Origin of the sequence: Nonomuraea wenchangensis, assembly GCF_900111685.1 — a bacterium.
Lineage (GTDB): Bacteria > Actinomycetota > Actinomycetes > Streptosporangiales > Streptosporangiaceae > Nonomuraea > Nonomuraea wenchangensis.
Window position 1 is genome coordinate 79,048 of the sequence record NZ_FOHX01000026.1, and the last position, 25,568, is coordinate 104,615.

General features: G+C 70.1%; 27 protein-coding genes. 15 read left to right on the forward strand and 12 right to left on the reverse strand.

The window, feature by feature from the left end:
* Positions 1 to 7: 7 nt before the first annotated feature.
* The 3 genes from BMW85_RS45285 to pepN all read right to left on the reverse strand — a co-directional run bounded on the left by BMW85_RS45285 (position 8) and on the right by pepN (position 5,257).
* Positions 8 to 967 carry a hypothetical protein gene (locus BMW85_RS45285; RefSeq protein WP_091093902.1) on the reverse strand — a complete coding sequence of 320 codons (960 nt, stop codon included), beginning with the start codon at positions 965 to 967 and terminating at the stop codon, positions 8 to 10.
* A 76-nt stretch (positions 968 to 1,043) separates the two neighbouring features.
* Complete coding sequence (locus BMW85_RS45290; RefSeq protein WP_091093903.1) at positions 1,044 to 2,531, reverse strand: serine/threonine-protein kinase; 1,488 nt, start codon at positions 2,529 to 2,531, stop codon at positions 1,044 to 1,046.
* Between the two features lie 161 nt (positions 2,532 to 2,692).
* On the reverse strand, positions 2,693 to 5,257 hold the full coding sequence (gene pepN / locus BMW85_RS45295) for an aminopeptidase N (protein WP_091093905.1): 2,565 nt from the start codon (positions 5,255 to 5,257) through the stop codon (positions 2,693 to 2,695).
* Positions 5,258 to 5,347: 90 nt separating this feature from the next.
* Here pepN and BMW85_RS45300 point away from each other — a divergent pair, with 90 nt between their 5' ends.
* Positions 5,348 to 5,968, forward strand: coding sequence for a mycothiol-dependent nitroreductase Rv2466c family protein (locus BMW85_RS45300; RefSeq protein ID WP_091093907.1), 621 nt, complete (start codon positions 5,348 to 5,350; stop codon positions 5,966 to 5,968).
* A 127-nt stretch (positions 5,969 to 6,095) separates the two neighbouring features.
* Positions 6,096 to 7,499 carry an aldehyde dehydrogenase family protein gene (locus tag BMW85_RS45305; protein ID WP_091093908.1) on the forward strand — a complete coding sequence of 468 codons (1,404 nt, stop codon included), beginning with the start codon at positions 6,096 to 6,098 and terminating at the stop codon, positions 7,497 to 7,499.
* Positions 7,500 to 7,522: 23 nt separating this feature from the next.
* Here the strand turns inward: BMW85_RS45305 and BMW85_RS45310 are convergent, their stop codons facing one another.
* On the reverse strand, positions 7,523 to 8,269 hold the full coding sequence (locus BMW85_RS45310) for an SDR family oxidoreductase (RefSeq protein WP_091093909.1): 747 nt from the start codon (positions 8,267 to 8,269) through the stop codon (positions 7,523 to 7,525).
* 22 nt (positions 8,270 to 8,291) lie between these two features.
* On the reverse strand, positions 8,292 to 8,777 hold the full coding sequence (def, locus tag BMW85_RS45315) for a peptide deformylase (RefSeq protein WP_091093911.1): 486 nt from the start codon (positions 8,775 to 8,777) through the stop codon (positions 8,292 to 8,294).
* An 89-nt stretch (positions 8,778 to 8,866) separates the two neighbouring features.
* On the opposite strand from def, the gene BMW85_RS45320 reads away from it, so the two are divergent.
* Positions 8,867 to 9,334: a ribose-5-phosphate isomerase gene (locus BMW85_RS45320; RefSeq protein ID WP_091093912.1), complete on the forward strand. Its 468-nt coding sequence runs from the start codon at positions 8,867 to 8,869 to the stop codon at positions 9,332 to 9,334.
* Positions 9,335 to 9,352: 18 nt separating this feature from the next.
* Here BMW85_RS45320 and BMW85_RS50125 read toward each other — a convergent pair whose 3' ends face one another.
* On the reverse strand, positions 9,353 to 9,508 hold the full coding sequence (locus BMW85_RS50125; RefSeq protein ID WP_177241218.1) for a hypothetical protein: 156 nt from the start codon (positions 9,506 to 9,508) through the stop codon (positions 9,353 to 9,355).
* A gap of 59 nt (positions 9,509 to 9,567) precedes the next feature.
* Complete coding sequence (locus tag BMW85_RS45325; RefSeq protein WP_091093914.1) at positions 9,568 to 10,800, reverse strand: GNAT family N-acetyltransferase; 1,233 nt, start codon at positions 10,798 to 10,800, stop codon at positions 9,568 to 9,570.
* 118 nt (positions 10,801 to 10,918) lie between these two features.
* On the opposite strand from BMW85_RS45325, the gene BMW85_RS45330 reads away from it, so the two are divergent.
* Both BMW85_RS45330 and BMW85_RS45335 read left to right on the forward strand, forming a co-directional pair.
* On the forward strand, positions 10,919 to 12,034 hold the full coding sequence (locus BMW85_RS45330; protein WP_177241219.1) for a PP2C family protein-serine/threonine phosphatase: 1,116 nt from the start codon (positions 10,919 to 10,921) through the stop codon (positions 12,032 to 12,034).
* Between the two features lie 339 nt (positions 12,035 to 12,373).
* On the forward strand, positions 12,374 to 13,678 hold the full coding sequence (locus BMW85_RS45335; RefSeq protein WP_091093916.1) for a M50 family metallopeptidase: 1,305 nt from the start codon (positions 12,374 to 12,376) through the stop codon (positions 13,676 to 13,678).
* Between the two features lie 187 nt (positions 13,679 to 13,865).
* Here the strand turns inward: BMW85_RS45335 and BMW85_RS45340 are convergent, their stop codons facing one another.
* A complete protein-coding gene (locus BMW85_RS45340) occupies positions 13,866 to 14,522 on the reverse strand; it encodes a TetR family transcriptional regulator (protein WP_091093917.1) in 657 nt (218 codons plus the stop codon).
* 78 nt (positions 14,523 to 14,600) lie between these two features.
* On the opposite strand from BMW85_RS45340, the gene BMW85_RS45345 reads away from it, so the two are divergent.
* Together BMW85_RS45345 and BMW85_RS45350 are read left to right on the forward strand one after the other, a co-directional pair.
* Complete coding sequence (locus BMW85_RS45345) at positions 14,601 to 15,344, forward strand: SDR family NAD(P)-dependent oxidoreductase (protein ID WP_091093919.1); 744 nt, start codon at positions 14,601 to 14,603, stop codon at positions 15,342 to 15,344.
* A 49-nt stretch (positions 15,345 to 15,393) separates the two neighbouring features.
* Positions 15,394 to 15,666 (forward strand): DMT family transporter, encoded by a 273-nt coding sequence (locus BMW85_RS45350; protein WP_342743509.1) that lies wholly within the window; start codon positions 15,394 to 15,396, stop codon positions 15,664 to 15,666.
* Between the two features lie 203 nt (positions 15,667 to 15,869).
* On the opposite strand, the gene BMW85_RS45355 is transcribed toward BMW85_RS45350, so the two are convergent.
* The 4 genes from BMW85_RS45355 to BMW85_RS45370 form a co-directional block, all read right to left on the reverse strand.
* Positions 15,870 to 16,142 carry a hypothetical protein gene (locus tag BMW85_RS45355; RefSeq protein ID WP_091093920.1) on the reverse strand — a complete coding sequence of 91 codons (273 nt, stop codon included), beginning with the start codon at positions 16,140 to 16,142 and terminating at the stop codon, positions 15,870 to 15,872.
* A gap of 335 nt (positions 16,143 to 16,477) precedes the next feature.
* A complete protein-coding gene (locus BMW85_RS45360) occupies positions 16,478 to 17,110 on the reverse strand; it encodes a hypothetical protein (RefSeq protein ID WP_091093922.1) in 633 nt (210 codons plus the stop codon).
* Positions 17,111 to 17,697: 587 nt separating this feature from the next.
* Positions 17,698 to 18,354, reverse strand: a complete 657-nt coding sequence (locus BMW85_RS45365) for a 2'-5' RNA ligase family protein (RefSeq protein WP_091093923.1) — start codon at positions 18,352 to 18,354, stop codon at positions 17,698 to 17,700.
* Between the two features lie 9 nt (positions 18,355 to 18,363).
* Complete coding sequence (locus BMW85_RS45370) at positions 18,364 to 19,149, reverse strand: GntR family transcriptional regulator (protein ID WP_091093925.1); 786 nt, start codon at positions 19,147 to 19,149, stop codon at positions 18,364 to 18,366.
* A gap of 149 nt (positions 19,150 to 19,298) precedes the next feature.
* Here BMW85_RS45370 and BMW85_RS45375 point away from each other — a divergent pair, with 149 nt between their 5' ends.
* The 8 genes from BMW85_RS45375 (at position 19,299) to BMW85_RS45405 (ending at position 25,537) form a co-directional block, all read left to right on the forward strand.
* Positions 19,299 to 19,628: an SCO3933 family regulatory protein gene (locus tag BMW85_RS45375; RefSeq protein ID WP_091093926.1), complete on the forward strand. Its 330-nt coding sequence runs from the start codon at positions 19,299 to 19,301 to the stop codon at positions 19,626 to 19,628.
* A gap of 96 nt (positions 19,629 to 19,724) precedes the next feature.
* Positions 19,725 to 21,095 (forward strand): FtsK/SpoIIIE domain-containing protein, encoded by a 1,371-nt coding sequence (locus BMW85_RS45380; RefSeq protein WP_091093928.1) that lies wholly within the window; start codon positions 19,725 to 19,727, stop codon positions 21,093 to 21,095.
* 88 nt (positions 21,096 to 21,183) lie between these two features.
* Positions 21,184 to 21,843, forward strand: coding sequence for a DUF2637 domain-containing protein (locus tag BMW85_RS45385; RefSeq protein WP_091093930.1), 660 nt, complete (start codon positions 21,184 to 21,186; stop codon positions 21,841 to 21,843).
* Positions 21,840 to 22,226, forward strand: a complete 387-nt coding sequence (locus tag BMW85_RS45390) for a hypothetical protein (RefSeq protein ID WP_091093931.1) — start codon at positions 21,840 to 21,842, stop codon at positions 22,224 to 22,226. Before BMW85_RS45385 ends, BMW85_RS45390 begins: the two co-directional genes overlap by 4 nt.
* A gap of 118 nt (positions 22,227 to 22,344) precedes the next feature.
* Positions 22,345 to 22,500: a hypothetical protein gene (locus tag BMW85_RS50130; RefSeq protein WP_177241220.1), complete on the forward strand. Its 156-nt coding sequence runs from the start codon at positions 22,345 to 22,347 to the stop codon at positions 22,498 to 22,500.
* 325 nt (positions 22,501 to 22,825) lie between these two features.
* On the forward strand, positions 22,826 to 24,199 hold the full coding sequence (locus BMW85_RS45395) for a replication initiator (RefSeq protein WP_091093933.1): 1,374 nt from the start codon (positions 22,826 to 22,828) through the stop codon (positions 24,197 to 24,199).
* A complete protein-coding gene (locus BMW85_RS45400; RefSeq protein WP_245775469.1) occupies positions 24,189 to 24,374 on the forward strand; it encodes a helix-turn-helix domain-containing protein in 186 nt (61 codons plus the stop codon). Before BMW85_RS45395 ends, BMW85_RS45400 begins: the two co-directional genes overlap by 11 nt.
* Positions 24,371 to 25,537 (forward strand): tyrosine-type recombinase/integrase, encoded by a 1,167-nt coding sequence (locus BMW85_RS45405; protein ID WP_091093936.1) that lies wholly within the window; start codon positions 24,371 to 24,373, stop codon positions 25,535 to 25,537. The genes BMW85_RS45400 and BMW85_RS45405 overlap by 4 nt, the downstream gene beginning before the upstream one ends.
* Positions 25,538 to 25,568: the final 31 nt, after the last annotated feature.

Here is a 25,568-nt window from a genome sequence, read left to right on the forward strand (position 1 = left end):
CGGGGGGTCAGGCGGCCTCGTGCCGTTCGAGCAGCCGTACGACGTGCTCGCTGACGCCGCGCAGGAGCGTGGAGGGCTCGATGGGGGCGTCGGCGATGGCGGCGAACAGGGAGGGCAGCCCCGGCAGCGGGAACCCGTCGTCCTTGGAGGCCGCGGCGCCGACGGCGTTCTTGTCCAGCGCGAGGCGGCTGCGCTCCCAGGCGTCGAGCACCTCCTCCGGCGACGGCACCCCGAACCCGTGCCCCACGGGCGCGGCGTGCCGCAGCCGCACCAGCGGGGTCTCGGCGAAGGCCAGCGCCGTACGGGCGCGCAGTTGCAGGTCGGCCCGGGGCTCGGGATCGATCCAGTCCATCGACGTGCAGGGGTTGCGGCAGGTGGCCGCGCACACCGCCAGAGCCCCGGCGACCTGGCTGTGCTGCCGGTCGAAGTAGGCCCGCCAGCCCTCCGCCGGCTCCACCGACACCCGCAGGGTGCGGTTGGTGGCGGACTGCTCGGACTTGGTGTGGTCGCACTCCCGGTCGCCGATCACCCCGAACCGGCTCCCCGGCGCGCTCAGCCCTGCGGGCCAGCGGGCCGGATCGCCGGCGTGGCCGAGATGCGGCTCGAATGCCAGCAGCGGCAGGTATTCGCTGGCGATGTGCACGGCGGCGATCATGGGGCTCAGCTCCCGCCGGTGCCACCGCACCGCGATGGCCTCCAGCAGCAGCCCGTACGCCGGCCGCAGCGACTCCAGCGCCCCCCTCGGCTGCTCGCGCGGCGTCTGCGGCATGTGGCAGGCCCGCGCCCGGCGCCTCAGCTCGGCGGGCACCACCCTGGCCTCGGCCGCGAAGTCCTCCGCGTCGAGGGAGAGCAGCCGCTGCCCGAACTCGCACACCTCCGCGATCTCCGCCGCCGGCGCGAGCGCGCCGAGGTCGGCGAAGGCGTAGCGGCGGGCCAGGGCGATGAGCAGGTCACGAGTCGTATCCACGGGACGACCTTCTCACGATCGCCGAGTGTTCGCGTACACCAGCAAAACGCGCGGGCAGCCGATTACGGGCACCCGGCTACGGGCACGGCTCGCGGACGCACTGGATGTCGCCCGGCGGGTCGCTCGGCGGCTCCGTCGCGGGCGGCTCGGGGCCGGGCTGCGTGGGCTCGGGGGTGGGCTCCTTCGTCGGCTCCTTGCTCGGCTCGGGCGTGGTCGGCGCGGCGGTGGGCGTCTGCGTGACCGGCGCGGTGGGCGTGACCGTCACCGAGGGGGTGGGCCGCGGGGTGACGCCCTTCGTCGGCACGGCGGTGGGACTCTGCCGGACCGGGGGCACGTTCTGCTGCCGCGAGGTGGGCGGGGTCTTGGGGCCGGTGGTGGCCGTGGTGTCGGCCACGCTGGTCGGCGCCACGGTGGCCTCGCCCGACGACTGATCAGGGCGCAGCCACACCGCTCCGGCGACGCCGGCCGACACCAGCACCGCGGCGGCGACGGTGAGCGCCACCCGCGCCGTACGCCGCCCGCGCCGCTCGGGACGCGCGGGCAGAGTGCCGGCGGCCGTTCCCGCGGCAGTCGCGTCCGCCGCGCCGGGCAGCGCTCCGGAAGCGGTCCCGTCGACGCCGGGAAAACCTGCAGGGCCGGTCACTGGGCCGGTTGAAGGGCCGGCCGTGACCGTGCCCGCGACGCCGGTGCCCGGCGCCGCCGTGGGCCCGGTGTCGCCGGCCCCGTGCGGCGCGACGCCCGGGGAGGCCAGGGCCTGGCGGGCGGCGGCGGCCATGGCGGCGGCCGACTCCCAGCGCTGCTCGGGCGTCTTCTGCAGCGCCCGCGTCACCACGGCCCGCGGTCCCGCGGGCACCTCGCCGGGCAGCTCCGGCACCGGCGAGTTGAGGTGCTTGAAGATGATCTGTACGGGCGTCTCGCCCTGGAAGGGCGGCTTCCCGGTCAGGCACTCGTACGCCACCACGCCGAGCGCGTAGACGTCGACCGCCGGGGTGACCTCGCTGGAGGTCGCCATCTCCGGCGCGCAGTAGCCCGCCGAGCACAACATCTGCCCGGTCGCCGTGAGGTGCCCGGCCGAGACCGAGTGCGCGATGCCGAAGTCGGTGAGCGCCACCCCGCCGCCCTCGCGGACCATGAGGTTGGCCGGCTTGACGTCACGGTGCACGATCCCCTGCGCGTGCGCGGCGGCGAGCGCGTCGCCGACCTCGGCGACCAGCCGCATGGCGGCGGCCGGGTCGAGCGGGCCGCGGCGCAGCACCCGGTCGAGCGACTCGCCCCGCACGTGCTCCATGACGAGGAAGGTGACCTGGCGGCCTGAGATCTCGCAGGTGCCGTAGTCGTAGACGTCGACCACGCCGGGGTGGGTGAGCGTGGCCATGGCCCTGGCTTCGTTCTGGAAGCGCTGGGCGAAGGTGGCGTTCTCGGTCAGCGCGGGCGTCATCACCTTCACCGCGACGGAGCGGCCGAGCACGTTGTCCTCGGCACGCCAGACCTCGCCCATGCCGCCGCCGCCGAGGCGACCGGCCAGCACGTAGCGGTCGTTGAGCGTGGTCCCGGCGCCTAGCACGTAGTCGAGGCTAACACCGGCTCCGAGGTGGCAAGGCCAAGTCGGCGCAGGTGTCGGGCGCCCCGGCGGGTCCGGGCGGCGCGCCGCCCGCCCCGGTAGAGAACTGTCACCCCATGGCTATGGTGCGCCGGGCGGAGCGGTCCTCCGCCCGGCGCGCGGGGTCAGGAGGCCGCCGCGTCCTTCTCCTGGTTGCGCAGGGCGCGGCGGACGCCGTCGGCGCCCTCCAGGATCAGCCGGCGCAGCGCCTGCGGCGGCTGCTCGGCCGCGAGGTAGTCCTCGGCGGCCCGTACGGTCGCCTCCTCGATGAGCAGCGCGGGGAAGCAGCCCACCGCGAACGACGACGCCTGGTCGAACGTCCACTCCTTGTAGACGCGCCCGACCTCGTCGAAGTACTTCTCCCGGTACGGCGCGAGCAGCTCGGGGTGGTGCGGGTCCTGGAACCCGCCGATCGTGGCGCGGGCGATGTGGTTGGCGAGCTCGCCGCCCAGGATGCGCCCCCACGCCGCCGCCTTGGCCTCGGCGGTCGGCAGCGAGGCCCGGCACTGCGCGGCCGAGCGCTCGCCGGTCGCCGTGGGGTCGCGCTCCAGCTCGGCCGCGATGCCCGCCTCGTCGATCCGGCCGCCGACGACCAGTGCGTGCACCAGGCTCCAGCGCAGGTCGGCGTCCACGGTCAGGCCCTCGGGCACGGCGGTGCCGTCGAGGATGCCGGCCAGCAGGTCGAGGTCCTCGGCGGAGGTGGCCGCCGGCGCGAACGCGTGCAGGTAGGCGAGCTGCTGGTCCGAGCCGGGCGCGGCGGCGGCGAGCAGCGAGCGCAGCTCGTCGGCCAGCAGTCGCAGGCCCTCGGCCCGCCAGGCCGGGTCGGCGTACTGCTGGACGGACTGGCGGGCCTGCCGCAGGATCGCCTGGAGCACGGTGATGTCGGTGACCACGCTCGCGCCCGAGATGACCAGCCGGACGTAGTCGCGGGCCGGCAGCTCGCCGTCGCGGGTCATGTCCCAGGCCGCCGACCAGCACAGCGCCCGCGGCAGCGAGTCGGTGAACGCGGCGATGCCGCCGTTGACCAGCGTCCGCAGCGAGTCGTCGTCCAGGCGGATCTTGGCGTAGGTGAGGTCGTCGTCGTTGAGCAGCACCAGGTCGGGCCGCTCCGCGCCGACGAGCTCGGCCACGGGCGTCCGGGCGCCGACGACGTCCAGCTCGACCCGCTTGGTACGGGTCAGCGCCCCGTCCACCAGCGAGTACAGGCCGACGGCGATGCGGTGCGAGCGCAGCGTCGGGTAGTCGGCGGGAGCCTCCTGCAGCACCTCGAAGCGGGTGAAACGGCCGTCCTCGACGTCGAACGACGGGCGCAGCGTGTTGACCCAGGCGGTCTCCAGCCAGTCCTTCGACCAGGCGGACAGGTCCCGGCCCGAGGTGCGCTCCAGGGCGTCGAGCAGGTCCTTCAGCTCGGTGTTGCCCCAGGCGTGGTCGGCGAAGTAGTCGCGCACGCCGGCGAGGAAGTTCTCCAGCCCCACGTACGCGACGAGCTGCTTGAGCACCGAGGCGCCCTTGGCGTACGTGATGCCGTCGAAGTTGACCTCGACCGCCTGCATGTCCGGGATGTCGGCGGCGATGGGGTGGGTGGAGGGGAGCTGGTCCTGGCGGTAGGCCCAGGCCTTCTCCACGTTCGCGAACGTCGTCCAGGCCCCCGTGCCCCACCGCGTGGCCTCGGCCTGGCAGAGCACCGACATGTAGGTGGCGAACGACTCGTTGAGCCACAGGTCGTCCCACCAGCGCATGGTGACGAGGTCGCCGAACCACATGTGCGCCATCTCGTGCAGGATCGTCTCGGCGCGCCGCTCGACCAGGGCGTCGGTGACGCGGGAGCGGAAGACGTAGTCCTCCAGGAACGTCACGCAGCCCGCGTTCTCCATCGCGCCGGCGTTGAACTCGGGCACGAAGAGCTGGTCGTACTTGCCGAAGGGGTAGCGCACCCCGAAGACCTTGTGGAAGAAGTCGAAGCCCTGCCGGGTGACCTCGAAGATGTTGTCCGCGTCGAGGTGCTCGGCGAGCGAGGCGCGGCAGTAGATCCCGAGCGGGATGCCGTCGTGCTCGGAGGTCGCCTTGTGATATGGCCCGGCCACGAGCGCGGTGATGTAGGTGGACATGACCGGAGTGGTGTCGAACGTCCACCGCTTGGCCGCCTGCACGGTGCCGTGCCGCCCGGCCTGCTCGGGCAGGTCCTCGACGTTCGTGGGGGCGGCGTTGGAGACGACCTCCCAGTCGGCCGGGGCCAGCACGGTGAGCTGGAAGGTGGCCTTGAGGTCGGGCTGGTCGAAGCATGCGTACATCCGGTGGGCGTCGGCCGTCTCGAACTGCGAGTGCAGGTAGACGCCCTGGTCGACCGGGTCGACGAAACGGTGCAGGCCCTCGCCGGTGCGCATGTAGGAGCAGTCGGCGTCCACGCGCAGCTCGTTCGACCCGGCGATGGAGGGGAGCGGGAAGCGGCCCTTCTCCGCGTCGTAGGCCGACACGTCGAGGTCCTCGCCGTTCAGGGTGACCTGGCGGAGGTGCGCGCCGTGCAGGTCGATGAAGGTGGACGAACCGGGGACCAGGCCGGAGAAGCGGACCGTGGTGACGCTTTCGAAGCGCTCCTCACCTTCCGTCAGATCGAGGGCGACCTCGTACGACTCGACCTTCAACAGTCGGGCGCGTTCGCGCGCTTCGTCCCTGGTCAGGTTGCCTGCCAAGTTCCGCTCCTTTTCAACCGCTTCGTCGGGGTTGTCGGTATCCTGTCACGGCGGGAATAGGATCCGAGCCACCTCAGGTTATGGCCCCACATGGCTGAGAAGATTCCCGTGGACCTCTGGTTCGATCCTTCCTGTCCCTTCGCATGGGTAACGTCACGATGGCTGCTCGAAGTCGAGAAGGTTCGGCCCATCGAGCCCCGCTTCCGCTTCATGTCGCTCCACTACCTCAATGAGGACAAGGACGTGCCCGCCGAATACAAGGAGCGGGCACTCAAGGCGCACGGATCGGTCCGGGTCGTGGCGGCCGCCGCAGCCAAGCACGGCGAGGAGTACATCGGCCGGCTCTACACCGAGCTCGGCACCCGCCTGCACAACGAGGGACTCGGCAAGGACCCCGGCGAGCTGCGCGGGATCAACGAGGCCGCCCTGGAGGCCGTGGGACTCGACCCGCAGCTCGCCGACGCCATGGAGTCGGACGAGTGGGACGCCGGCATCCGGGCCTCGCACGACGAGGGCATCACGCTCGTCGGCCAGGAGGTCGGCACGCCGATCATCCGCGTCGGCGCCAACGCCTTCTTCGGGCCGGTCATCACCAGGATCATCAGGGGCGAGGACGCCGGTCGCCTCTGGGACGGCGTCGTCGCGGTGACGGAGTTCGACGACTTCTTCGAGCTGAAGCGCACGCGCACCCGCCGCCCGCAATTCACCTGAAAACCCGCCGTCAGCGCATTTCGGATACCCCGCGGGGAGGAAACACCCTGATCGCGGTGGAGAATCCTTATCCCCGGCTCCGTGAAGCTCCCTCGCGAACGTCGGGATGCGCTGTCAGGATGGGGACATGCGTCAGCTGTACATCGGCGGCTCCTGGACCGCCTCAGCGTCCGACGAGTCCATAGAGGTCGTCAACCCGGCCACCGAAGAGGTCATCGACCACGTGCCCGCCGGCTCCCCGGACGACGTGGAGTCGGCCGTGGCCGCGGCGCGAAGAGCGTTCCCGTCCTGGTCGCGCACCGCGCCGGCCGAACGCGGCAAGCTGCTCGCCGCCGCGGCCGAGCTCCTGCGGCAGCGCGCCGACGACGTCGCCGCGGCGATCGCCACCGACATGGGATCGCCGCTGGGCTTCGCGCTCAAGGTGCAGACCCTGATGCCCGCGGGGGTCCTCGCCTCCTTCGCCCAGCTGGCCGAGAGCCACCCGCGCGAGCAGCGCGTCGGCAGCTCCCTGGTCGTCAAGGAGCCCATCGGGGTGGTCGCGGCCATCACGCCTTGGAACTACCCGCTGCACCAGATCGTCTGCAAGGTGGGCGCGGCGCTGGCCGCCGGGTGCACCGTCGTGCTCAAGCCGAGCGAGGTCGCGCCGCTGGCGGCGTACGAACTGGCCGCCATCCTCGACGAGGTGGGCCTGCCGCCGGGCGTGTTCAACCTCGTCAGCGGGCGCGGGCCGGTCGTCGGCGAGGCCATGGCCGCCCACCCCGAGGTCGACATGGTCTCCTTCACCGGCTCCACCGCCGCCGGTCGCCGGGTGGCCGCGCTCGCCGCCGAGACCGTCAAGCGGGTGGCGCTCGAACTCGGCGGCAAGTCCGCCAACGTCATCCTCCCCGACGCCGACCTCAAGCTCGCCGTCAAGGTCGGCGTGGCCAACTGCTTCGTCAACGCCGGGCAGACCTGCTCGGCCTGGACCCGCATGATCGTCCACCGCGACCAGTACGACGAGGCCGTCCGCCTGGCCGTCGAGGCCGCCCGCGGCTACACCGTCGGCGACCCCTTCGACGAGTCCACCCGCATCGGCCCGCTGGTCTCGCAGGTCCAGCGCGACCGGGTGATCCGCTACATCAACCGCGGCCAGGAGGAGGGCGCCCGGCTGGTGGCCGGCGGCACCGAGCGGCCGCACGAGCGCGGCTTCTACGTCGAGCCCACGGTGTTCGCGGGCGTCGAGCCCGGCATGGCGATCGAGCAGGAGGAGATCTTCGGGCCGGTGCTGTCCGTGATCCCCTACACCACCGAGGACCAGGCCGTCTCCATCGCCAACGGCACCCGCTACGGCCTGGCCGGCGCCGTCTGGGCGGGCACCGAGGAGCGCGCCCTGGGGCTGGCCCGGCGCCTGCGCACCGGCCAGGTCGCCGTCAACGGCGGCCGGTTCAACCCGCTGGCCCCGTTCGGCGGCTACAAGCAGTCGGGCGTCGGCCGCGAGCTCGGCGAGTACGGCCTGGAGGAATACCTGGAGATCAAGTCGCTCCAGCTCTGACGCCTTCGCGTGGGCCTGGTGGCTCAGACCAGCAGGCCCCCGCTGGCGATCAGGTTCTGGCCGGTGATCCACCGCCCGTCGGGCCCGGCCAGGAACGCCACCACCGAGGCGATGTCGTCCGGCCGCCCCAGCCGCCCGAGCGCCGTGAACCCGAGCGTGCGCTCCAGCGCCTCGGGCGGGTTGGCGCCGCGCAGCATGTCGGTGTCGGTCGCGCCCGAGGAGACGACGTTGACGGTGATGCCGCGCCCGCCCAGCTCCCGCGCCGCCACCTTGGCGAACTGCTCGACCGCGCCCTTGCCGCCGCAGTAGAGCGTGAGCGTCGGGGCGGGCACCCGGGTGTTGAGCGAGGAGACGGTGACGATGCGCCCGCCGTCGCGCATCACCCCGGCGGCCCAGCGCATGGCGAGCAGGACGGCGCGCACGTTCACCGCGAACGAGCGCTCGAAGTCGTCGTCGGTGAGGTCCGTGAGCAGCTTCTGCCCGGTGGTGGTGGCCGCGTTGTTGACGAGGATGTCCACCCCGGGCAGCCGGGCCTCCGCCTCGGCGAACAGCCGCTCCAGGTCCTCCTTGACGCCGAGGTCCGCGCGCACCGCCGTCGCGCCCGTCTCCTCGGCGACCCGCAGCGCGGCCTCCTCCGACCGCTCGTAGCAGAAGACGACCTCCGCGCCGTCCTGCCGCAACCGCTCCACGATCGCCCTGCCGATGCCGCGGGAGCCTCCCGTGACCAACGCGCCCTTGCCGGAAAGCCCTTTGCCGGAAAGCACAGTCATGCCGCCAAGCTACGCCCCCGGGTCAGGCGCGCGACATGATCCCGCGGGCCTCGTCGCGCGGCAGGCGGTCGACGTACAGGCGGCCGTCGAGGTGCTCGGTCTCGTGCTGGAAGCAGCGCGCCAGCGAGCCCCGGGCGCGCACGCGCACCGGCCGCCGCAGCCGGTCCACCCCCTCCACGGTCACGCCCGCCGCCCGCGCGACGGAGGCGTAGATCGGCCGTCCGGTGCCCCGGTCGGGCACCGACAGGCAGCCCTCCTCGTCGGCGATCTCCTCCGGGTCGTCCACCGTCAGCACGGGGTTGATCACGTGGCCTTTGCGCTTGTTGATGTCGTAGACGAACAGCCGCCGCGACACGCCGATCTGCGGGGCCGCCAGGCCCACCCCGTCGACCGCGTACATCGCCTCGAACATCTCCTCGATCAGGCGGCGCAGCTCGCGGTCGAAGTCCGTGACCGGCTCGGCGGGCGTGCGCAGCACGGGGTCGCCGATGACGCGGATCTCTCGCATGATCCCTGCCTCCGTAAGGACTGGTGCTCAGAAGTGATCCTTACTCTAGTGCGCGAGCCGCCACCCCGGGGCTGTGGAAGACTGGGCAGGTGCGTGTCTACATCGGTGCCGACCATGCCGGCTATGAGCTCAAGAACCATCTCGTGTCCTGGCTGAAGGACCACGGGCACGAGGTGACCGACTGCGGTCCCTTCGTCTACGACGCCGAGGACGACTATCCGGCGTTCGTGCTGCGCGCCGCCGAGGGCGTCGCGGGCGACCCGGCGAGCCTCGGCATCGTCATCGGCGGCTCGGGCAACGGCGAGCAGATCGCCGCCAACAAGGTGCGCGGCATCCGCGCGGCCCTGGCCTGGAGCGAGGACACCGCGCGCCTGGCCCGCGAGCACAACAACGCCAACGTCGTCAGCATCGGGGCGCGCATGCACTCCCTCGACGAGGCCACCCGCTTCGTCGAGGTCTTCCTGGGCACGCCCTTCTCCGGCAGCGAGCGCCACAGCCGGCGCATCGCGCAGCTGGCCTCGTACGAGACGATCGGCCAGCTCCCGCCGCTGCCCTGACGGCCGCCAGGCCCCTGGCTAGCCGTTCTGTCCCTTGCGCCGGGTCTCGCGCTTCGGCATCTCGTCACGCAGGGGCCGCCGGTCGGCGGCCTCCTGCTGCTCCTTCGCCGGCCGCGACACGTCGCGGGCGCGCATCGCGATCGTCGCGGTGATCTGCAAGCTCTGCAAGGCCATGCCCCGAGCGTACGTCCGGAGCCCCGGCTCCAGAAGCTCGGGGCAAGGACGACCGGGCCCTAGAAGACCCGGCCGGCCCACGGCCTGGGGCTCCAGGACATCGCGGTGGCGAGCCCGCGCACCGCGCCCGGGGTGTGCTCGCGCAGCAGCCCCGCGCCGAGCATCGGGCCGAGCTGCCCGTCGCCCATATACGCCGATCCCAGGGCCGCCACCGGCACCGTGAGGTCCGGCTCGTCCTCGACCTGCTTGCACTCCGCGCCCGACGGGTCCGCGGTGAGCCGCCAGCGGCCCGCGTTCCACGGGCACACGTCGTCGGCCACCTCGATCACCAGGTCCACCGGGGCCGCGTAGGCGCGGGCGGTCAGCGCGCGGTCCACCTCGACCAGGCGTACCCACAGCTCGTCACCATAGGTCGCGCGGAGCTGGCGCGGGTCGGCGAGGAGCGCCTGCAGCGGGTCGTCCACCGGACGGCTGCCCGCCCGCAGCGTGTCCGTCAGGTCCCGGTCCAGCAGGTGGCGCCACAGCAGCGCGTACGCCGCCGGATCCGCCGCCTCCAGCTCGTGGAGCCGCACCTCGCCCTTCGGCAGCCCGTCGTCGCCCCAGGACGAGCTGACCCGGAACAGCGCGTAGCCGCGCACGCCACCGTCGTCCTCCGCCAGCACGCAGCGCAGGGCGCCCATCCCGCCCCGGTCGAACTCGTCGTCGGCGAGGTTGCCGTCCCAGAAGGCGGCGTGCCGCGCGTAGCGGCCGGGCCGGGCGGTCACCACGGACGCGAACAGGGCCTCCAGCTCGGCCCGCACCTCGGCCGGCGGCGCCACCCTGATCCGCAGCGACGGGTCCGCGGGCGCGTCCGCCACGAACGCCGCGGCGCGCTTGGTGACGCGGAAGGACAGCTGGCTCGCGGCCCGGCCGTAGCCGAAGCGGCCGTAGATGCCGGACTCGGAGGCGTACAGCGCGGCCACCGCCTCCCCGCGCTCGCGGATGTCGGCGAGCTGGCGGCGCATCATCTGCGACAACACGCCGCGGCGCCGGTGCGAGGGCAGCACGCTCACGGACGTCACCCCGCCCACGGGCAGCAGCCGTCCGCCAGGAACGGCCATGCTGAGGCTGAACACACCGGTGGTGCCCACCATGACCTCGCCGTCGAAGACGGCCAGCGTCCGGTCGAACTCGGTCTCGGCCTTGAACCGCTCGGTCAACTCGGGCGGCGCTGTCCAGCCGAAGCCCTCGTTCATGACGTTGACGTACGCCGCCCACTCGGGCTCGGCGATCGGACGGATGGGGAAGCTCATCCGTCCACGGTAGGAGCGGGCAAAGGGGGGGAGCTACCGAATATCCGCACGTAATGATCAAGGCCTTGGTCAAGTGGACTGCCCAAACGGGATGCGGACCGATACAGTCAGGCCCATCATGAGTTCCCGTCCGGCGCCGCTGATCCCGCCACGGGTCCGCGCCGCGCTGGCGCGGGTGCCCTTCCTCGTGTCCGTCGTCCGCTTCGTCCGCAGAGGGCCGCTCGCCCGCGACCGCAACCTGCTCATCACCCTCGCCGTGCTCGCGCTGCTCATCGGCGTGCTGGCCGCCGAGGTCTCCACCGAGTGGTTCTCGCCGTCGCTGCTCATCCTCGTCACGCTGGTCGGCGGGCTGCAGTTGCGGCTGCGCAGCCTGGTCACGCTGCTCGTGGCCGTGGGCGCGGCGCTCGGCTACGTCGCGATCACGCTCGGCGCGGGCCGGGTCGGGGTGGGGCTCCTGGTGACGATCGGGTTCACCACCGTGCTCGCCGTGCTCATGGCGCGCACCCGCGGCAAGCTCGGCGTACAGGGGCTGCGCGGTGACGCGATGCTGCTGGAGCTGCGCGACCGGCTCAAGAGACAGGGCGAGCTGCCGCCGCTGCCCAAGGACTGGGGCGCCAAGGTGGTGCTCAAGCAGGCCGGCGGGTCCTCCTTCGGCGGCGACTTCCTCGTGTCCATGCGTGACGGCGACAGCGTCGAGATCGCCCTGGTCGACGTCTCCGGCAAGGGCGTGGACGCGGGCACCAGAGCGCTGCTGCTGTCGGGGACGTTCGGCGGCCTGCTCGGCTCGGTCGACGACTTCCTGCCCGCCTGCAACGCCTACCTCCACCGCCAGCGGGGCGACGAGGGCTTCGTGACCGCCGTCCACCTGCGCCTCGACCTCGCGACCGGCGACTACACGATCACCTCGGCCGGGCATCCGCCGGTGGTGAAGTTCGACGCGGGCACCGGGAGCTGGCAGGTCGCCTCGGCCAAAGGCGTCGTGCTCGGCGTGGTGCCCGACCTGCACTGCGAGCCCGACAGCGGCACCCTGCGCAAGGGCGACGCGCTGCTGCTGTTCACCGACGGGCTCATCGAGCAGCCCGGCCGCGACATCGACGCCGGGCTCGACCGGCTGCTCGGCGAGGCCGAGCGGCTGCTGCCCTCGGGGTTCCGCGACGGCGCCCGCGCGCTGGTCAACGCCATGGCCTCGGGGCACAACGACGACTGCGCGCTGGTGCTCATCTGGCGGCCGTGACCGTGACGACCGACACGGGTCAGGTCGTGAGAAGGGTCACCGGCAGGCGGCGCGGGCCTGCTGCGATCCTCTGAATGACGGCACCGACCCGGTTGCGCGCCCCCGTCCTGCATCTGCGCCCTCGGCCGCGATGCGCGCAGCACGTCGAGCTCCCGCCGGGTGAGCGGGTCGCGTTCCCGTCGCAACGCGGCCACCGCCAGCTCCGCCGCCACGCCCAGGCCCGGCAGGTCCGCGCGCACTGTCAATGCCTGCCCAAAATGCCACAAGCCCTTGAGGACCGGGGAAGTCGACTACCCTGAATCTGTCTGGACCGTCCGCCTTGCCCTGGAGCGCGCATAGATGAACTGGCTCTATCTGGTGGGAATCATCCTCTTCCTACTCGGGTTGATGTTCTCCATCGCGCTGCACGAGATCGGTCACCTCATCCCCGCCAAGCTCTTCGGCGTCAAGGTCACCCAATACATGGTCGGCTTCGGATCGACCGCCTGGTCCAGGCGCAAAGGCGAGACCGAATACGGCATCAAGTGGATCCCGTTCGGCGGCTACATCCGCATGATCGGCATGTTGCCGCCGCGCCCCGGTGACGACCCCAACAAACTGCGCAACACCGCCACCGGCCCCTGGCAGGGCCTCATCGAGTCGGCCAGGGACGCCGCACAGGAGGAGGTGCGGCCCGGCGACGAGGACCGCGTCTTCTACCGCAAGAAGTGGTGGCAGAAGATCATCATCATGTCCGGCGGGCCGCTGATGAACTTCGTGCTCGCGTTCGTCTTCTTCAGCATCCTGCTGGTCGGCATCGGCCTGCCCGCCTGGGCCCCGGTCGTCTCGCCCGAGACCTCCACCTGCGTGATCCCGGTCACCGAGCAGCGCAAGACCTGCCAGGCCGGCGACCAGCCCACCCCGGCCGCGCAGGCCGGGCTCAAGCCCGGCGACCGGATGGTCACCTTCGACGGCCAGAAGATCACCACGTGGGAGGACGCCACCCGGCTCATCCGCTCGCACGGCCCCGGCCCGGTCGAGCTCGGCGTCGTACGCGACGGCAAGCCGCTGACGCTCGACGTCACCCTCATCGCCCAGGACCGCCCCAACCTCCAGGACCCGAACAAGATCGACAGGAACGTCGGCTTCCTCGGCGTCCTGCCCACCGAGGTCATGCAGCGCCAGAGCATGGGCCAGGTCGTCGGCTACATGGGCGAGCTGACCGGCCGCGTGGCGGGCTCCCTGCTCAACCTGCCGGACAAGATGGTCGGCGTCTGGCACGCGGCCTTCTCCGGCGAGAAGCGCGACCCCGAGGGCCCGGTCGGCGTCGTGGGCGCGGGCCGCATGGGCGGCGAGATCCTGGCCAGCGACCTGACCAACGAGAAGAAGATCGCCATCTTCGTCAACCTGCTGGCCGGCTTCAACCTGGCGATCGGCATGTTCAACCTCATCCCGCTGCTGCCCCTGGACGGCGGCCACATCGCCGGCGGGATCTGGGAGGGCATCAAGCGGGCGTACGCGAAGATCATGCGGCGGCCGGAGCCGAAGTACGTGGACATCGCGAAGGTGCTGCCGCTGACGTACGCGATCGCGCTCGTCATGATGGTGATGGCCGGGCTCCTGGTCTACGCCGACCTGGTCAACCCGCTCACCCTGACCGGCTGACCCCTCCCGGCGTGGTCGTTCCTGGTGCTGTGACCGGAAACGATCACTGGGTCGGCGTCCATGGCAGGGCCGCCGAGAACAAGGTCAGGCCGCTGTTCACGCACTGGACGAGTACGTGTCGGTGGTCGTAGGCGATCAATGACGGGTGATGGGCCGGCCGGTGGCCAACTTCGGCGCGGCCCGCGCGTCACCCTTCGCCGTCGGCGAGTCGCCCGCCCGGCCCTGTCACGCCGGTCAGAAGATCGTCGAGCCCTGCCCGGATGGCGTCCAAGGCGAGCTCCTGCTCCCCGCCGATCCGGTAGGCCAGCAGGTTCGCGGCCAGTGGGGCGAGCAAGGCGTCGGCCAGGTAGGACGCCTCGCGGCCCGGCCGGGCCTCGGCGACCAGGATTGCCAGGTGGCGGTGGTAGGCGTGATAGGCCCCGCCGAAGCGGGCGAACGGCCCTGCGGTCTCCGCTACGAGCAGTAGATCGAGCTGGTCCACGGTACGGCTGGCCAGCGCGTGCAAGAACGCGCGGATCCGCTCGGCGGCAGGCGCGCCAGGACCGAGTGGCGGCGGCCCGTTCAGATATGCCGCCTGGAACTCGCGCTCGCGCCGATCGATGAGCGCGTGGGCGAGCCCGGCCCGGTCGCCGAATCGGCGGTACAGCGTGCCGACCCCCACGCCCGCCGCGGCTGCCACGTCCGCCATGGCCAGCGCTTCCACGCCACGGGCGGCCATGATCTCCTCCGCCGCGGCGAGGATCTTCGCGCGGTTGCGAGCCGCGTCCGCGCGCTCGTCACTGCGCTGATCAACGGCCTGGTCGCCCGCGCCGTCCTGTGTCGAGGGTCGCCGGCTCTGCGTCACGCCGCAATCTTATCGAGTTGCTATCCGGAATCGGTTCCGTTACTTTCTATCCGGAATCGGTTCCGCATAAGTGGAAGGATGAACACCATGCTCTATGGACGGGTGGCGCTCGTCACCGGAGGCAGCCGCGGCATCGGCGCGGCGATCGCACGCCGGCTGGCAGGCGAGGGCGCGCACGTCGCCATCACTTACGCACGCTCCCCCGAACAGGCGAGGGCCGTGGTGACGGAGATCGAGACGATGGGCGCCCGCGGGCTCGCCATACAGGCAGAAGCGACTGACGCTGCAGCACTGACCGAGGCGGTCGAGCGCACCGTAGCCGCGCTGGGAGGGCTGGACATTCTGATCAACAATGCCGGCATCGCCCCATACGGCCCGATCGAGGACGTCACATTGGAGGACGTGGACCGAACGCTGGCCATCCATGCCAGGGCGGCTTTCGTGCTCGCCCAAGCCGCCGCGCGGCACATGGGAGACGGCGGGCGGATCATCAGCATCGGCAGCAGCCTGGCCGAGCGCGTGCCATCACCGGGCTGGGCCCTGTACTCGATGAGCAAGTCCGCGCTCATCGGGCTCACCAAAGGGCTGGCCCGCGATCTCGGCTCTCGGGGCATCACCGCCAACCTCGTCCACCCCGGTTCGACCGATACCGATATGAACCCGGCCGACGGGCCGGACGCGCCTCAGGAACGCTCCTACACGGCGCTGGATCGCTACTGCGATCCTGACGACATCGCCGCGACCGTGGCGCACCTGGCCGGACCGGGCGCGCGCAACATCACCGGGACGTCCATCACCGTGGACGCCGGGACCACGGCCTGACCGCGATGGCATGGCTGCTAGTGATTGCCGCCGCCCTGCTGGAGATCGTGTGGGCTTAGCCCTCGCCAGGTCCGACGGATTCACCAGACCCGGCCCCGCGGCGGTCGGCGTGATCGCCGCCGCGCTCAGCTTCGTCCTGCTGGCCTTCGCGCTTCGCGTGCTCCCGGTAGGCACCGCGTACGCGGTCTGGGTCGGGCTCGGCGCCCTCGGCGTCGCGCTCGCCGGAATCCTCATCTTGGGCGAGAGCGCGTCCGCGGCGCGTCTGGTCTGCCTCCTCCTCATCCTCATTGGCGTGGTGGGCCTCAGACTGCTGGAAGGCTAGTTGTTCTGTCCCATGAGGTTGGGCACGCGGCTGGAGGGTGCCAAGCCGTTCAGCGCGGTGTGTCCGCGATGGTGATCGTAGGCGTGCAGCGCCTCGATGGTCGGAGTTGGCCAGGGTGGACTGGCGCAACGGTCCTTGTTCTTGGTGGCCCAGCCGCGGATGCGCCGGTTCTTGTGCGCCGATGATCGTTTACGGTCACTGCACTAGATGGACTTCACCCAAGAGCGAGCCGCCTTGGGCGGCATGGCGAGTTCGTCCTGGACGAGCTGGATCGCCTGCTCTTCGTGACCGCGCACCTTGAGCTGGCGAACGCAGCCCACGAGTTCCGTGGCCCTCACAGCGTCGGTGTACTTGAGTACGCGACGCTGCCGGAAGGACTGGACCAGTTTCACGAAGAAGAGGATCCATAACGAGAAGAAGATCAGGACGAAGCTCCCCACGAAGACGGCGGAGAGCAGAGCGCCGGAGCTGGGCATGACGTGATCTTAGGTGCGGCTGGCCGGCCGACCGCGGTGGCACCGCTGCACAAGCCCCGGTGGTGATAGCTCGATCTCGCGGCTGATGGTGCGGCTCCGAGCCTTGGTCACGCAGAAGGCCCCTTCGGAATCGGAAGGGGCCTTCTGAGCTGGTCGGGGCGACAGGATTTGAACCTGCGACTTCTTGCTCCCAAATCCTGAGCGGGGCGCGTCTCAGCAGCGACTCTCCGGCTACGGCCAGCGGCGGGAGTGCTCTGGCGTCCGCGAACGTCCCGCCGCATCCACTCCGGTTGCCACCCAGTTAGTCACTCAGATGCGGCGCCGATCCAGCACTTCTAGCGGCGCTGTTCCCACTCGTCACCGACATGCTCCAGGAATTTCCAGACGCTATAAGCAGCATCCGCATAGGCGAGGGCTTCGCCAGGAGTCGGCACGTGGTCACCATGCGCCACACGATTTCGAAGACTCCTGAAGCTATCCAGTTGTCGCAAGATGTCCCTGGGCAGAACATCAGCACCGACCAACGCCCGAGCAGCAGCCTGTGCGCTTCGATTCCGTCCATCGCTGGGAAGGCCAGCGAGTTTGACCAGTCGATGTAGCGATAGCTCGATCTTCAACCAAGCATCGATGATCGCAGCGGACGGCGCCTGCTCGGCCAGCATCACGAAGCGGTCGATAGCCGCCCTCTCCTCGGCGGGGATACCTGACACAGGCTCTGCCTCGTCATCGGCCTCCTCAGGAGTTCGGCCATCACCAAGGGCGGGTACCTCGCCGAGAGACTCTGCTTCCTGCTCGAGCTGAGCCAGTTCCTCACCAAAGGTGATCGTTTGGCCTAGACCCTCGTACGTCTTGATCCGCTTGATCAGGTCAGTGAGAGGCTTCCTGAAGAGGAAGACCGCGATCAGGGCCAGGACTGGCCAAGACAGCAGGTGGCCAAGGATCTTGTCAATGAACTCAAACCAGCCCATGGGCGGCAATGATTCCGAATGGCGGGCGTCCGTGCATGAGGTTTGCAGAACTTGTTCCAGCCCGCGCGTCCCACCCTGATCACCTCGTACGCCGTCGACTCACCGCGTAGCGGCAGCGGGCCGGAGCCGGAGTGTCAAGCTCGGCTTCGCGTGTACGTTCACCGGTCGCTGTTCCTCGATCATGCGTTGTCCTGCGGTCAGAGCCGGGCTTGATACGGAGGAGCCGGTCTGCTGGGCTTGCCTGAGTCGATGGTGTGCGAGGTGATCAGCCCCCAGCCACCCATCAACGTACAGTGCCGTGTGGCGATCACCTCGGTGCCGGAGTGCTCCCGCCGGAGGCGTGCTTTGACCTTGTCGGCTCAGTCCGGGAGCCAGCATCTCGCATGGTGCTTGTGAACGTCCTGCATGCGTCTTCTGCCTGCGCTCGTTGGTGCGGCGGGGTGGCCGGGCGGGACCGGCCCGGAGAGGCCGCACGCCCGCCCGGACCGCCCGGCCGCCCGCCGCCCATCGGGCGGCGGCTTGAACCCGTACAGAAGGTTGTAACCACTCAGCCGCCGCCAGGCCGGACCGCACTGCCCTACCGCTGCTCAGATGCCTCTGTTGGCTCCCAGAGGTGAAACCGTTTGAGTTTTCCAGCGGTACACCCATTCCGGCTCAAGGACGCGATTCTGCACGATTAGGGCGACGCGATCCACCTCCACCTTGACCGGCTCGGCTTCGACACCACTCAGCGCCGTCACGTAGGGCTGCGCGGGTCCTGGCGTGTTGATGTAGGTCAAGCTCACGTGTGGGCGGAACCCCTTGACCTGCTCGGCCGCCGTAGGTGCCTCGCCTGTCACCTCGGCGATGCCGTTCCTGATCTCGCCCCAGATCTCGTGCAGCGGCTCCGCTGGTGTAGGCGCCAATACGACAGCTTCATTGAGGATGACCGGCCGGGCAAAGGTCAGTTCTGCTGGCGCAAGCTTGCCCAGCCGTACGGCCACGGCCTGGGTGATCTCCTCAAGCCTCTCGTCGGGTACCTCGTCAGCGAAGCCGATGCCTTGCACGGTGAGGTGGAGCCATTGGGCGGGTACCGGGTTGTGTCCGTTAATCGTCGCCAGCGCCTGTTGGTAGCGCTCGGCGAGTCGGTGGAGCTGCGGTGCATGCTCGAAGGTCAGGTGCCAGGTGTAGACCAGACGGCCCGGCCGCCAGCCTTCCCGTGGCCACCAGTGGGAGCGCACCTCGTCCGCGTTCTGTAGGGTCATCGGCCTACCTCAGATCTGGGAGGGAACGTCCGGGACGTTCGCTTCCTGGTCGATCAGGTACTCATCGATGATGGTTACCCGGTCCGCCGGCCAGATCGACTCCGACACCTCCAACACCGTGTCATCTTCGGCGCGGGCGGTGTGGATGACGTGCATGACGTGGCCGCCTTGCGGCAGGCCGAGGGTGACGATCTCCTCCGGTGTGGCGCTGCGGGCGATCCACTGGTCGCGAGCATGGTGGTACCGCTTGCCGCTGAGGTCTTCGACGCAGAGGAACAGTGCCTTGGGTACGACGTCGCGCTTCTCCAGGAAGGTGCCTCGGGCGATGTCGGCCGGGATGTAGCTGGCGCCGATCTCCTCGGGAGTGTTGGTCTCCTTGTCGTAGAGCACGCGGCGGCGAGTGATGACTTCGGTGCCTTCGGAGATCCCCATGGCTTCGGCGATGCGTGCCGGCGCCTGCTCCGTCCCGGCGAACACGATGTCGTGCCGGAGGTGTGAGGTGAGGAGCTTGCCATCGCTGCGGGCTCGGCCGTAGCGGCATCGGGAGCGGCGTTCGAGCCGGTGGTCCTGCCGTACGAAGGTGCCGATGCCGTGCTTGGACTCCACGATGCCCTGGGACCGCAGGACTCCTACGGCCTGGCGGATGGTCGGCAGGCTGACCTTGAAGCGCTCTGCCAGTGCCGTTTCCGCGGGGAGCCGTTCTCCAGGTTGGTAGCGGCCTTCCTGGATGTCGCGCCGCAGGGCCTCCGCGATTTGCTGGTATTTCGGGGCGAATCCGCCCAGACCTGATGTCACTGTTCCGCCTCGCTGATGTCCGAACAGTAAAAACTGCTCTCGCCACGAACTCTACTCCTCATTAGGAGTTGACGACAGGAGCACTGCGGGTAATCATCGTGTTGCAAGTCCTCATTAGGAGTTGAGGACCTGAGGTCTGGAGGACCACCATGCGCAACATCCCCGTCGACATCTCCGCCCTGGCCTTCACCGTTGCTGGCGAGCCCGAGCCGAAGATCGTGGACCGCGCCACGGGCGAGGTGAAGAGGGACGCGGAGGGACGGGAGCTCTACACCATCCCGCTCCTGCCCAAGCCGAACGACGACCGACGCAACCCGGTGATCGTGGTGACGTTCCCGAGCGAGACGTTCCCGCAGATCCCCGAGGGCGTGCAGGTCCGGCCGATCGGCCTGGCCGCGTTCTTCTGGTCGATGAACGGCCGGTCCGGGCTCGGCTTTCGCGCCGAGGCCATCAGCCTGGCCAACCCCAAGGCGGCCTAGCCGCACCTGTAGCACCCCTGGAGCGGGCGCATCGCCTGGCAGCTAACCGCCCGCTCCGGGGCCTTCCCTTCGAGGGTTCGAAAGGACAGTCCGATTATGTCCGACTGGCTGATCCCGCTGGCCATCACCGTGGCCACGGCCTGCACGGTCCTGCTGGCGTGGCGCAAGCTGCACTCCGTCTCGCTCTGGCTGGCTGTGGGCTACCCGCTCAAGGCCCTGCACGTTTACTTCACCTGGGGCAACGTCGCCCACGGCTGCACGCTCACCCGAAAGCGCCGCCGCTGGCGCTACACCCTCGACGGCCTTCCGGTCCTTGGACATGCAAGCATCACGCTGTCCCGGAAGCGGAAGATCCGCCGCGTGGACATCGACAAGCCGCCCCGGCTGGGCATCATCCGTCCGTGCCGTCTCGGCTTCCGAGTCAACGTCAAGCTGATGGATGGCCAGACGCCCGACGACTATGCCGCACGCCTGTCCAATCTCGCGCACGCCTGGCGGGTGCACTCCGTCCGCCTCATCTCTTGGAAACCAGGCCGCGTCACCCTGCTGGCCACGAACGGCGATCCACTCGCGACAGTGGCCACGCCAGTCCTGTCAGAAGGGTTGCTGCGGGTACGTGTCGGTCTGCTGGAGACCGGCGCGCCCTGGGTGCTCGACTTCCGCACCGTTCCGCACTGGCTCAACACCGGAGCCACCCAATCCGGCAAGTCCACGCTCCTCAACGCCCTGATCACCGGCCTGTCCGCACAGCCGGTGGCCCTGGTCGGCTTCGACCTCAAGGGCGGCGTCGAGCTGACCTCCTACGGCCGGCGTCTGTCCGCCATCGCCACCGAACGGGCCGAATGCCTCGGCCTGCTCGACGACCTCATCTGCCTGGTCAAGACCCGGATGGCGCTGTGCCGCACCAACAAGGCCCGCAACGTCTGGAAGCTGCCGGAAGACCTGCGGCCGACGCCGGTCGTGGTCCTGGTGGACGAGGTCGCCGAGCTGTTCCTGATGGCCCACAAGGGTGAGAAGGACGAGATCGCCTCCACCGCCACCGCACTCCTGCGGCTGGCCCAGCTCGGCCGCGCGTTCGGCGTCTACCTGTTCGTCTGCGGACAGCGGGTCGGCTCCGACCTCGGCCCCGGCGTCACCGCCCTGCGTTCCCAGCTCTCCGGCCGCGTCTGTCACCGAGTCAACGACCCCGAGACCGCGACCATGACCCTCGGCGACAGCGACCCGGCCGCCCTGGACGCGGCCCGGCAGATCCCGGCCAACATGCCTGGCACAGCCATTGTCGTCGGCGAGGACGGCCGCTGGTACCGGGCCCGCTCCGTGTACGTCAGCGAAGAGGTCGCTGAGGCCGCCGCCCAGGCGCACGCCGACCTCGCCCCGAAGTGGGCCGATCTGCTCACTGCCGCCGACCTGCTCACCGTGACCGATGCGGAGCTGGAAGCCCTGGCCCGCGAAGGCGAACCCACCTAATCACCTGTCCGCCCAAGGACTGGCACGAGCTTATTGTCGCCAGGCCCCTACCCGACCCATGCCTGAAACCGAAGGGAGGCGGCTCCGGATGGACCGCATTCGCTCCACCATCTGCGACACCGCACCCGTACTCGTCCTGGCGGTCATCGCCGCTGTCGGGTCTTTCACCCACATCAGCGAGCTGGCCGCGCGGCACGGCCAACTCGGCTGGCAGTCCTGGGCGGTCGCCGTGTGCATCGACCTGATGTGCGTCATGGCCGCCCGCGAACTGCAGCGCGACAAACGCACCGGCCGCCGTCGACGCGGACGGGTCACCTGGCCCGCGCTCGTGCTGACCGGCGGCATCGTCCTCACCTTGGCGGCGAACCTGGCCACCGCCCGGCCCACGGTGTGGGGCTGGATCACCGCCGCGACTCCGGCCGTGGCGTTCCTGGTCTCGGTGTCGATGCTGGAGCGCCGCGCATCCCATCAACCCCCGGTGCCGGCCGAAACCGATGCCGTAGAGACCGACACCGAGACTCCCGAGGTCGTCCAGGTCGAGCCCGTCGAACTGCCCTCGGCCGAACCCGTGCCCGAGTCCGCTGTGTCCCCCGGCCTGCTGGCCTACGCCCGTCGCCTGGCCGACGACCACCACACCAAGCACCGCAAGCCCATCACCGGCGATCAACTCGCCACCCGCATGCACGTCTCGGCCGACGTGGCCAACGACCTGCTTGCCCTACTCCGAAGGGAACCCGTCGTCGCATGAACCACCACGACCTCATCGAGGCCGCCCGCTCCTGGGCCCACGGCTCCTACCCGATGGAAGCCGCCGTGGAACTGCTGATCCACCACGGCACCTGGCTACGCCGACCGGACTTCCAAGCCCTCGCCGTGGACCTGGAGGAACCGTTCGCGGTCATCGACTGGCAGGCCGCCCACGACGCGCTCACCGCGGGCCACCTGCCCTGCTCCGGCGGAGAGGCCGCCATGCTTCGCATCGCCCTGAGCATCGCCTACGCGCTGCCCGTCGAACTCAGCCCGGCTCTCACCTGCCTGGACGCGATCAACCTCGGGCACGTCGTCGCCGCTGTCCGCCACGCCAACGGCAACCGGGCCGCGTGGATTCCGGTACAGGGCGGCCCGGCATGAACCAGCTCTACTGCCGCCGCTGCCTCGGCTCCGGCACCGTCACCAGCTACTACCCGCCAACCCGTCCCGACCCAACCGTCGCCGAGAGCTGCACCACCTGCCGAAGGAGGCGAATCCGGTGACCACGAAGCGACGCCGCACCAAGGACACCTGCTCGACCTGCCACGGAGAAGGCCAGGTGGAGACCAGGGAGATCGTCGGGCGCGGCAAGAACGCCGTCCGCATCGACACCTGGGCCTTCTGCCTGGACTGCTGCGGCGGAGACGCCAAGTGAACGCCGACGAGATCCGCGCCTACGCCTGCGCCACCTGTAACGGCACCGGCCTGTACGACGACGACACCTGCCGCGACTGCTCCGGCACCGGCATCGACAACCACAACTGAACAGCAACGACGCCACCACGGGACGGCTCAAGCCTGGCAGCCACGCCGCCCCCGTGGGGCGTCACCCTCCGCACTCAACGAAGGAACTCCAGTATGCGCCAACGGCCCTGCCCGGAATGCGCCGGCTACGGCTCCGTCCGCGTCCGCTCCGTCCGTACCCACCGACTGATCACGATTTACTGCCCGTGCTGCGAAGGCTCCGGAACGGACGCCTCATGACCGAGGCTCCCGAACGCCCCGCACCCGCCGACCTGCTCGGCCCGGTCATTCGCGATCTGACTCGCCGGTCCGGCCACGACATCAGTCGCTGGCTTCGCCAGGTGGATCGCCTTCGCGGCTGCCGTGAACCGATCCGCCTGTCCGGCGAGTCCGCCACCATTGACCACCGTACGGGCGAACTGCTCAGCCACTACACCACCGCCGACGAACCCCACGGCCAACTTCTCGTCCGCTGTGGCAACCGCCGCGCCACCCGCTGCCCGGCCTGCGCTGAGACCTACCGCCGTGACACCTTCCACCTCATCCGCGCGGGCCTGCTCGGCGGCGACAAGGGCGTCCCGTCCACCGTCCGCACTCACCCGCGCGTGCTGGCCACCTTCACCGCGCCCACCTTCGGCCCGGTCCACCGAGGCCCCGCCAAGGACGGCAAGGCTCCGATATGCCATCCGCGCCGCAACGGACCGTCCTGCTTCACCCGCCACCAGCAAGGAGACCCGGCCATCGGCCAACCACTCGACCCGGGCACCTACGACTACATCGGCCACGTCCTGTGGAACGCCCACGCCGGAGACCTCTGGCGCCGCTTCACCATCTACCTCCGCCGGCACCTGGCCGCCGCCGCCGGACTGTCCCGCAAGACCTTCAACGAGACCGTCCGCATCTCCTTCGCCAAGGTCGCCGAGTACCAGGCCCGAGGCGTCGTCCACTTCCACGCCGTCATCCGCCTCGACAGCCGCACCGACGACAACACGCCCGTCCCGCCGCCCGCGTGGGCGACCGCCGGACTCCTGGACGACGCCATCCACTCGGCTGCCCGAGCCGTCCGTCTGCCCGCGCCCGACCTCGGCCAGCCCACCCGCCACCTGGTCTGGGGTCACCAGATCGACGTCAAGCACATCCCTCCTGCCGCCGCAGACGACGGCGACATGACCGAGGAGAAGGTCGCGGGCTACATCGCCAAGTACGCCACCAAGGCCGCCGAGACCTCGGGCACCCTCGACCGGCCGCTCACGCACGCCACCATCCACCAGCTCGCCCGCCTGGACATCGCCGACCACCCGGCCCGCCTGATCCGTACCGCCTGGACGCTCGGCAACCCGTCAGCTCACCCCGACCTCGCCCACCTCAGGCTCCGCGACTGGGCCCACATGCTCGGCTTCCGGGGCCACTTCTCCACCAAGAGCCGCGCCTACTCCACCACCCTCGGCGACCTCCGCCAGGCCCGCATCGACTGGACCCGCGCCCGCCTGCCCTACGACCCGGACACCACCTTCGTCCTCGGCCATTGGCAGTACGCGGGGCAGGGCTTCACGCCCGGCGAACAGGCCCTCGCCGCCTCCATCCACGAAGGAGATGACCATGGCCGATGACACCCAGCTCTACCGCGTCCCCGACGCCATGGCCAAGCTCCGCATGAGCCGCAGCGTCATCTACGAGCAGATCCGCTCCGGCCGTCTCCGCTCGGTCAAGCAGGGTCGCTGCCGCCTCATCCCCGCCAGCGCCCTGGCCGAGTACATCGCCCTGTTGCAGCGGGAGGCGTCATGACCAAGCGCCGCAGCCGCGGGGAGGGCGGCCTGCACTGGGACGAGTCCCGTCAACGCTGGATCGCGTCGTTGACGGTCGGCTACACCCCTGCTGGGAAGCGGATCGTCAAGAAGGCCAGCGGCAAGACCAAGACCGCTGCCAAGGACAAGCTCAAGCAGATCGTCCGGGACTACGAAGACGGGCTCGCCATCGCTCCATCGGACTACACCGTCGAGCGGGCCGTCTCCGACTGGCTGACTTACGGGCTCAGCGGCCGGAGCGCAGGCACGGTGGCGTCCTACACGACTTTGTGCCGAACCCACGTCATCCCGGCCCTGGGCAAGCGGAAACTCCGCGACCTCAGTGCCGAGGACGTGGACAAGTGGCTCGCCGACAAGTCCAGGACTCTCAGCAGCCGGACTCTCCAGATCATCAGGTCGTGCCTGAACCGCTCGATCAAGCGGGCAATGGCGCGGGACAAGGTCAAGCGGAATGTGGTCGAACTCTGCTCGATCCCGGTCGGCAGGAAGGGCCGCCCGTCGAAGGCGCTCACATTCGCCCAAGCCGGCGCCGTGCTCAAGGCAGCAGAGGGATCTTGGATGCATGCCTACGTCGTGGTGTCCCTGCTCACCGGTGCCCGTACAGAAGAACTCAGGGCTCTGACCTGGGATCACGTGGATCTGGAAGGGAATCCGCGCGCAATCCCGCCCGTCCCTCCGCACGTGGCGGTGTGGCGCTCTGTCCGGGCGGGAGGGGACACCAAGACCCGCAAGTCCCGGCGTACTCTCGCTCTACCTCGGCGGTGCGTGGACGTGCTGCGTGCGCAAAGAGAGCGACAGCGTCAAGAGCTGGGGGAGACCTGGGTTGCTGCCGGGCTCGTCTTCGCCTCGACGGCGGGAACGCCGCTCGACGCCTCCAACGTGAGACGAGCGTTCCGCAACGTGATCAGGAACGCCGAAGGGCTGGACGCCGCCGCGTGGACACCCCGCGAACTGCGCCACAGCTTCGTCTCGCTGCTCTCGGACAACGGCATCCCGCTGGAGGAGATCTCACGACTGGTCGGGCACAGCAGCACGGCAGTGACCGAAGCCGTCTACCGCAAGCAGATCCGCCCGGTCCTCCAGGCCGGCGCCGTCGCCATGGACCGCATCTTCGCTGCACCGGAGGATGAAGAAACCCGGTAGTCACTCACTTGGTCACGCAGAAGGCCCCGCC

Coding starts and splice junctions, on each gene's coding strand:
- BMW85_RS45300 (WP_091093907.1), top strand. CDS start 5,348: ATGGCTGAGAAGATTCCCGTGGACCTCTGGTTCGATCCTTCCTGTCCC.
- BMW85_RS45305 (WP_091093908.1), top strand. CDS start 6,096: ATGCGTCAGCTGTACATCGGCGGCTCCTGGACCGCCTCAGCGTCCGAC.
- BMW85_RS45310 (WP_091093909.1), bottom strand. CDS start 8,269: ATGACTGTGCTTTCCGGCAAAGGGCTTTCCGGCAAGGGCGCGTTGGTC.
- def (WP_091093911.1), bottom strand. CDS start 8,777: ATGCGAGAGATCCGCGTCATCGGCGACCCCGTGCTGCGCACGCCCGCC.
- BMW85_RS50125 (WP_177241218.1), bottom strand. CDS start 9,508: ATGGCCTTGCAGAGCTTGCAGATCACCGCGACGATCGCGATGCGCGCC.
- BMW85_RS45325 (WP_091093914.1), bottom strand. CDS start 10,800: ATGAGCTTCCCCATCCGTCCGATCGCCGAGCCCGAGTGGGCGGCGTAC.
- BMW85_RS45330 (WP_177241219.1), top strand. CDS start 10,919: ATGAGTTCCCGTCCGGCGCCGCTGATCCCGCCACGGGTCCGCGCCGCG.
- BMW85_RS45335 (WP_091093916.1), top strand. CDS start 12,374: ATGAACTGGCTCTATCTGGTGGGAATCATCCTCTTCCTACTCGGGTTG.
- BMW85_RS45345 (WP_091093919.1), top strand. CDS start 14,601: ATGAACACCATGCTCTATGGACGGGTGGCGCTCGTCACCGGAGGCAGC.
- BMW85_RS45355 (WP_091093920.1), bottom strand. CDS start 16,142: ATGCCCAGCTCCGGCGCTCTGCTCTCCGCCGTCTTCGTGGGGAGCTTC.
- BMW85_RS45360 (WP_091093922.1), bottom strand. CDS start 17,110: ATGGGCTGGTTTGAGTTCATTGACAAGATCCTTGGCCACCTGCTGTCT.
- BMW85_RS45365 (WP_091093923.1), bottom strand. CDS start 18,354: ATGACCCTACAGAACGCGGACGAGGTGCGCTCCCACTGGTGGCCACGG.
- BMW85_RS45375 (WP_091093926.1), top strand. CDS start 19,299: ATGCGCAACATCCCCGTCGACATCTCCGCCCTGGCCTTCACCGTTGCT.
- BMW85_RS45380 (WP_091093928.1), top strand. CDS start 19,725: ATGTCCGACTGGCTGATCCCGCTGGCCATCACCGTGGCCACGGCCTGC.
- BMW85_RS45385 (WP_091093930.1), top strand. CDS start 21,184: ATGGACCGCATTCGCTCCACCATCTGCGACACCGCACCCGTACTCGTC.
- BMW85_RS45390 (WP_091093931.1), top strand. CDS start 21,840: ATGAACCACCACGACCTCATCGAGGCCGCCCGCTCCTGGGCCCACGGC.
- BMW85_RS45395 (WP_091093933.1), top strand. CDS start 22,826: ATGACCGAGGCTCCCGAACGCCCCGCACCCGCCGACCTGCTCGGCCCG.
- BMW85_RS45400 (WP_245775469.1), top strand. CDS start 24,189: ATGGCCGATGACACCCAGCTCTACCGCGTCCCCGACGCCATGGCCAAG.
- BMW85_RS45405 (WP_091093936.1), top strand. CDS start 24,371: ATGACCAAGCGCCGCAGCCGCGGGGAGGGCGGCCTGCACTGGGACGAG.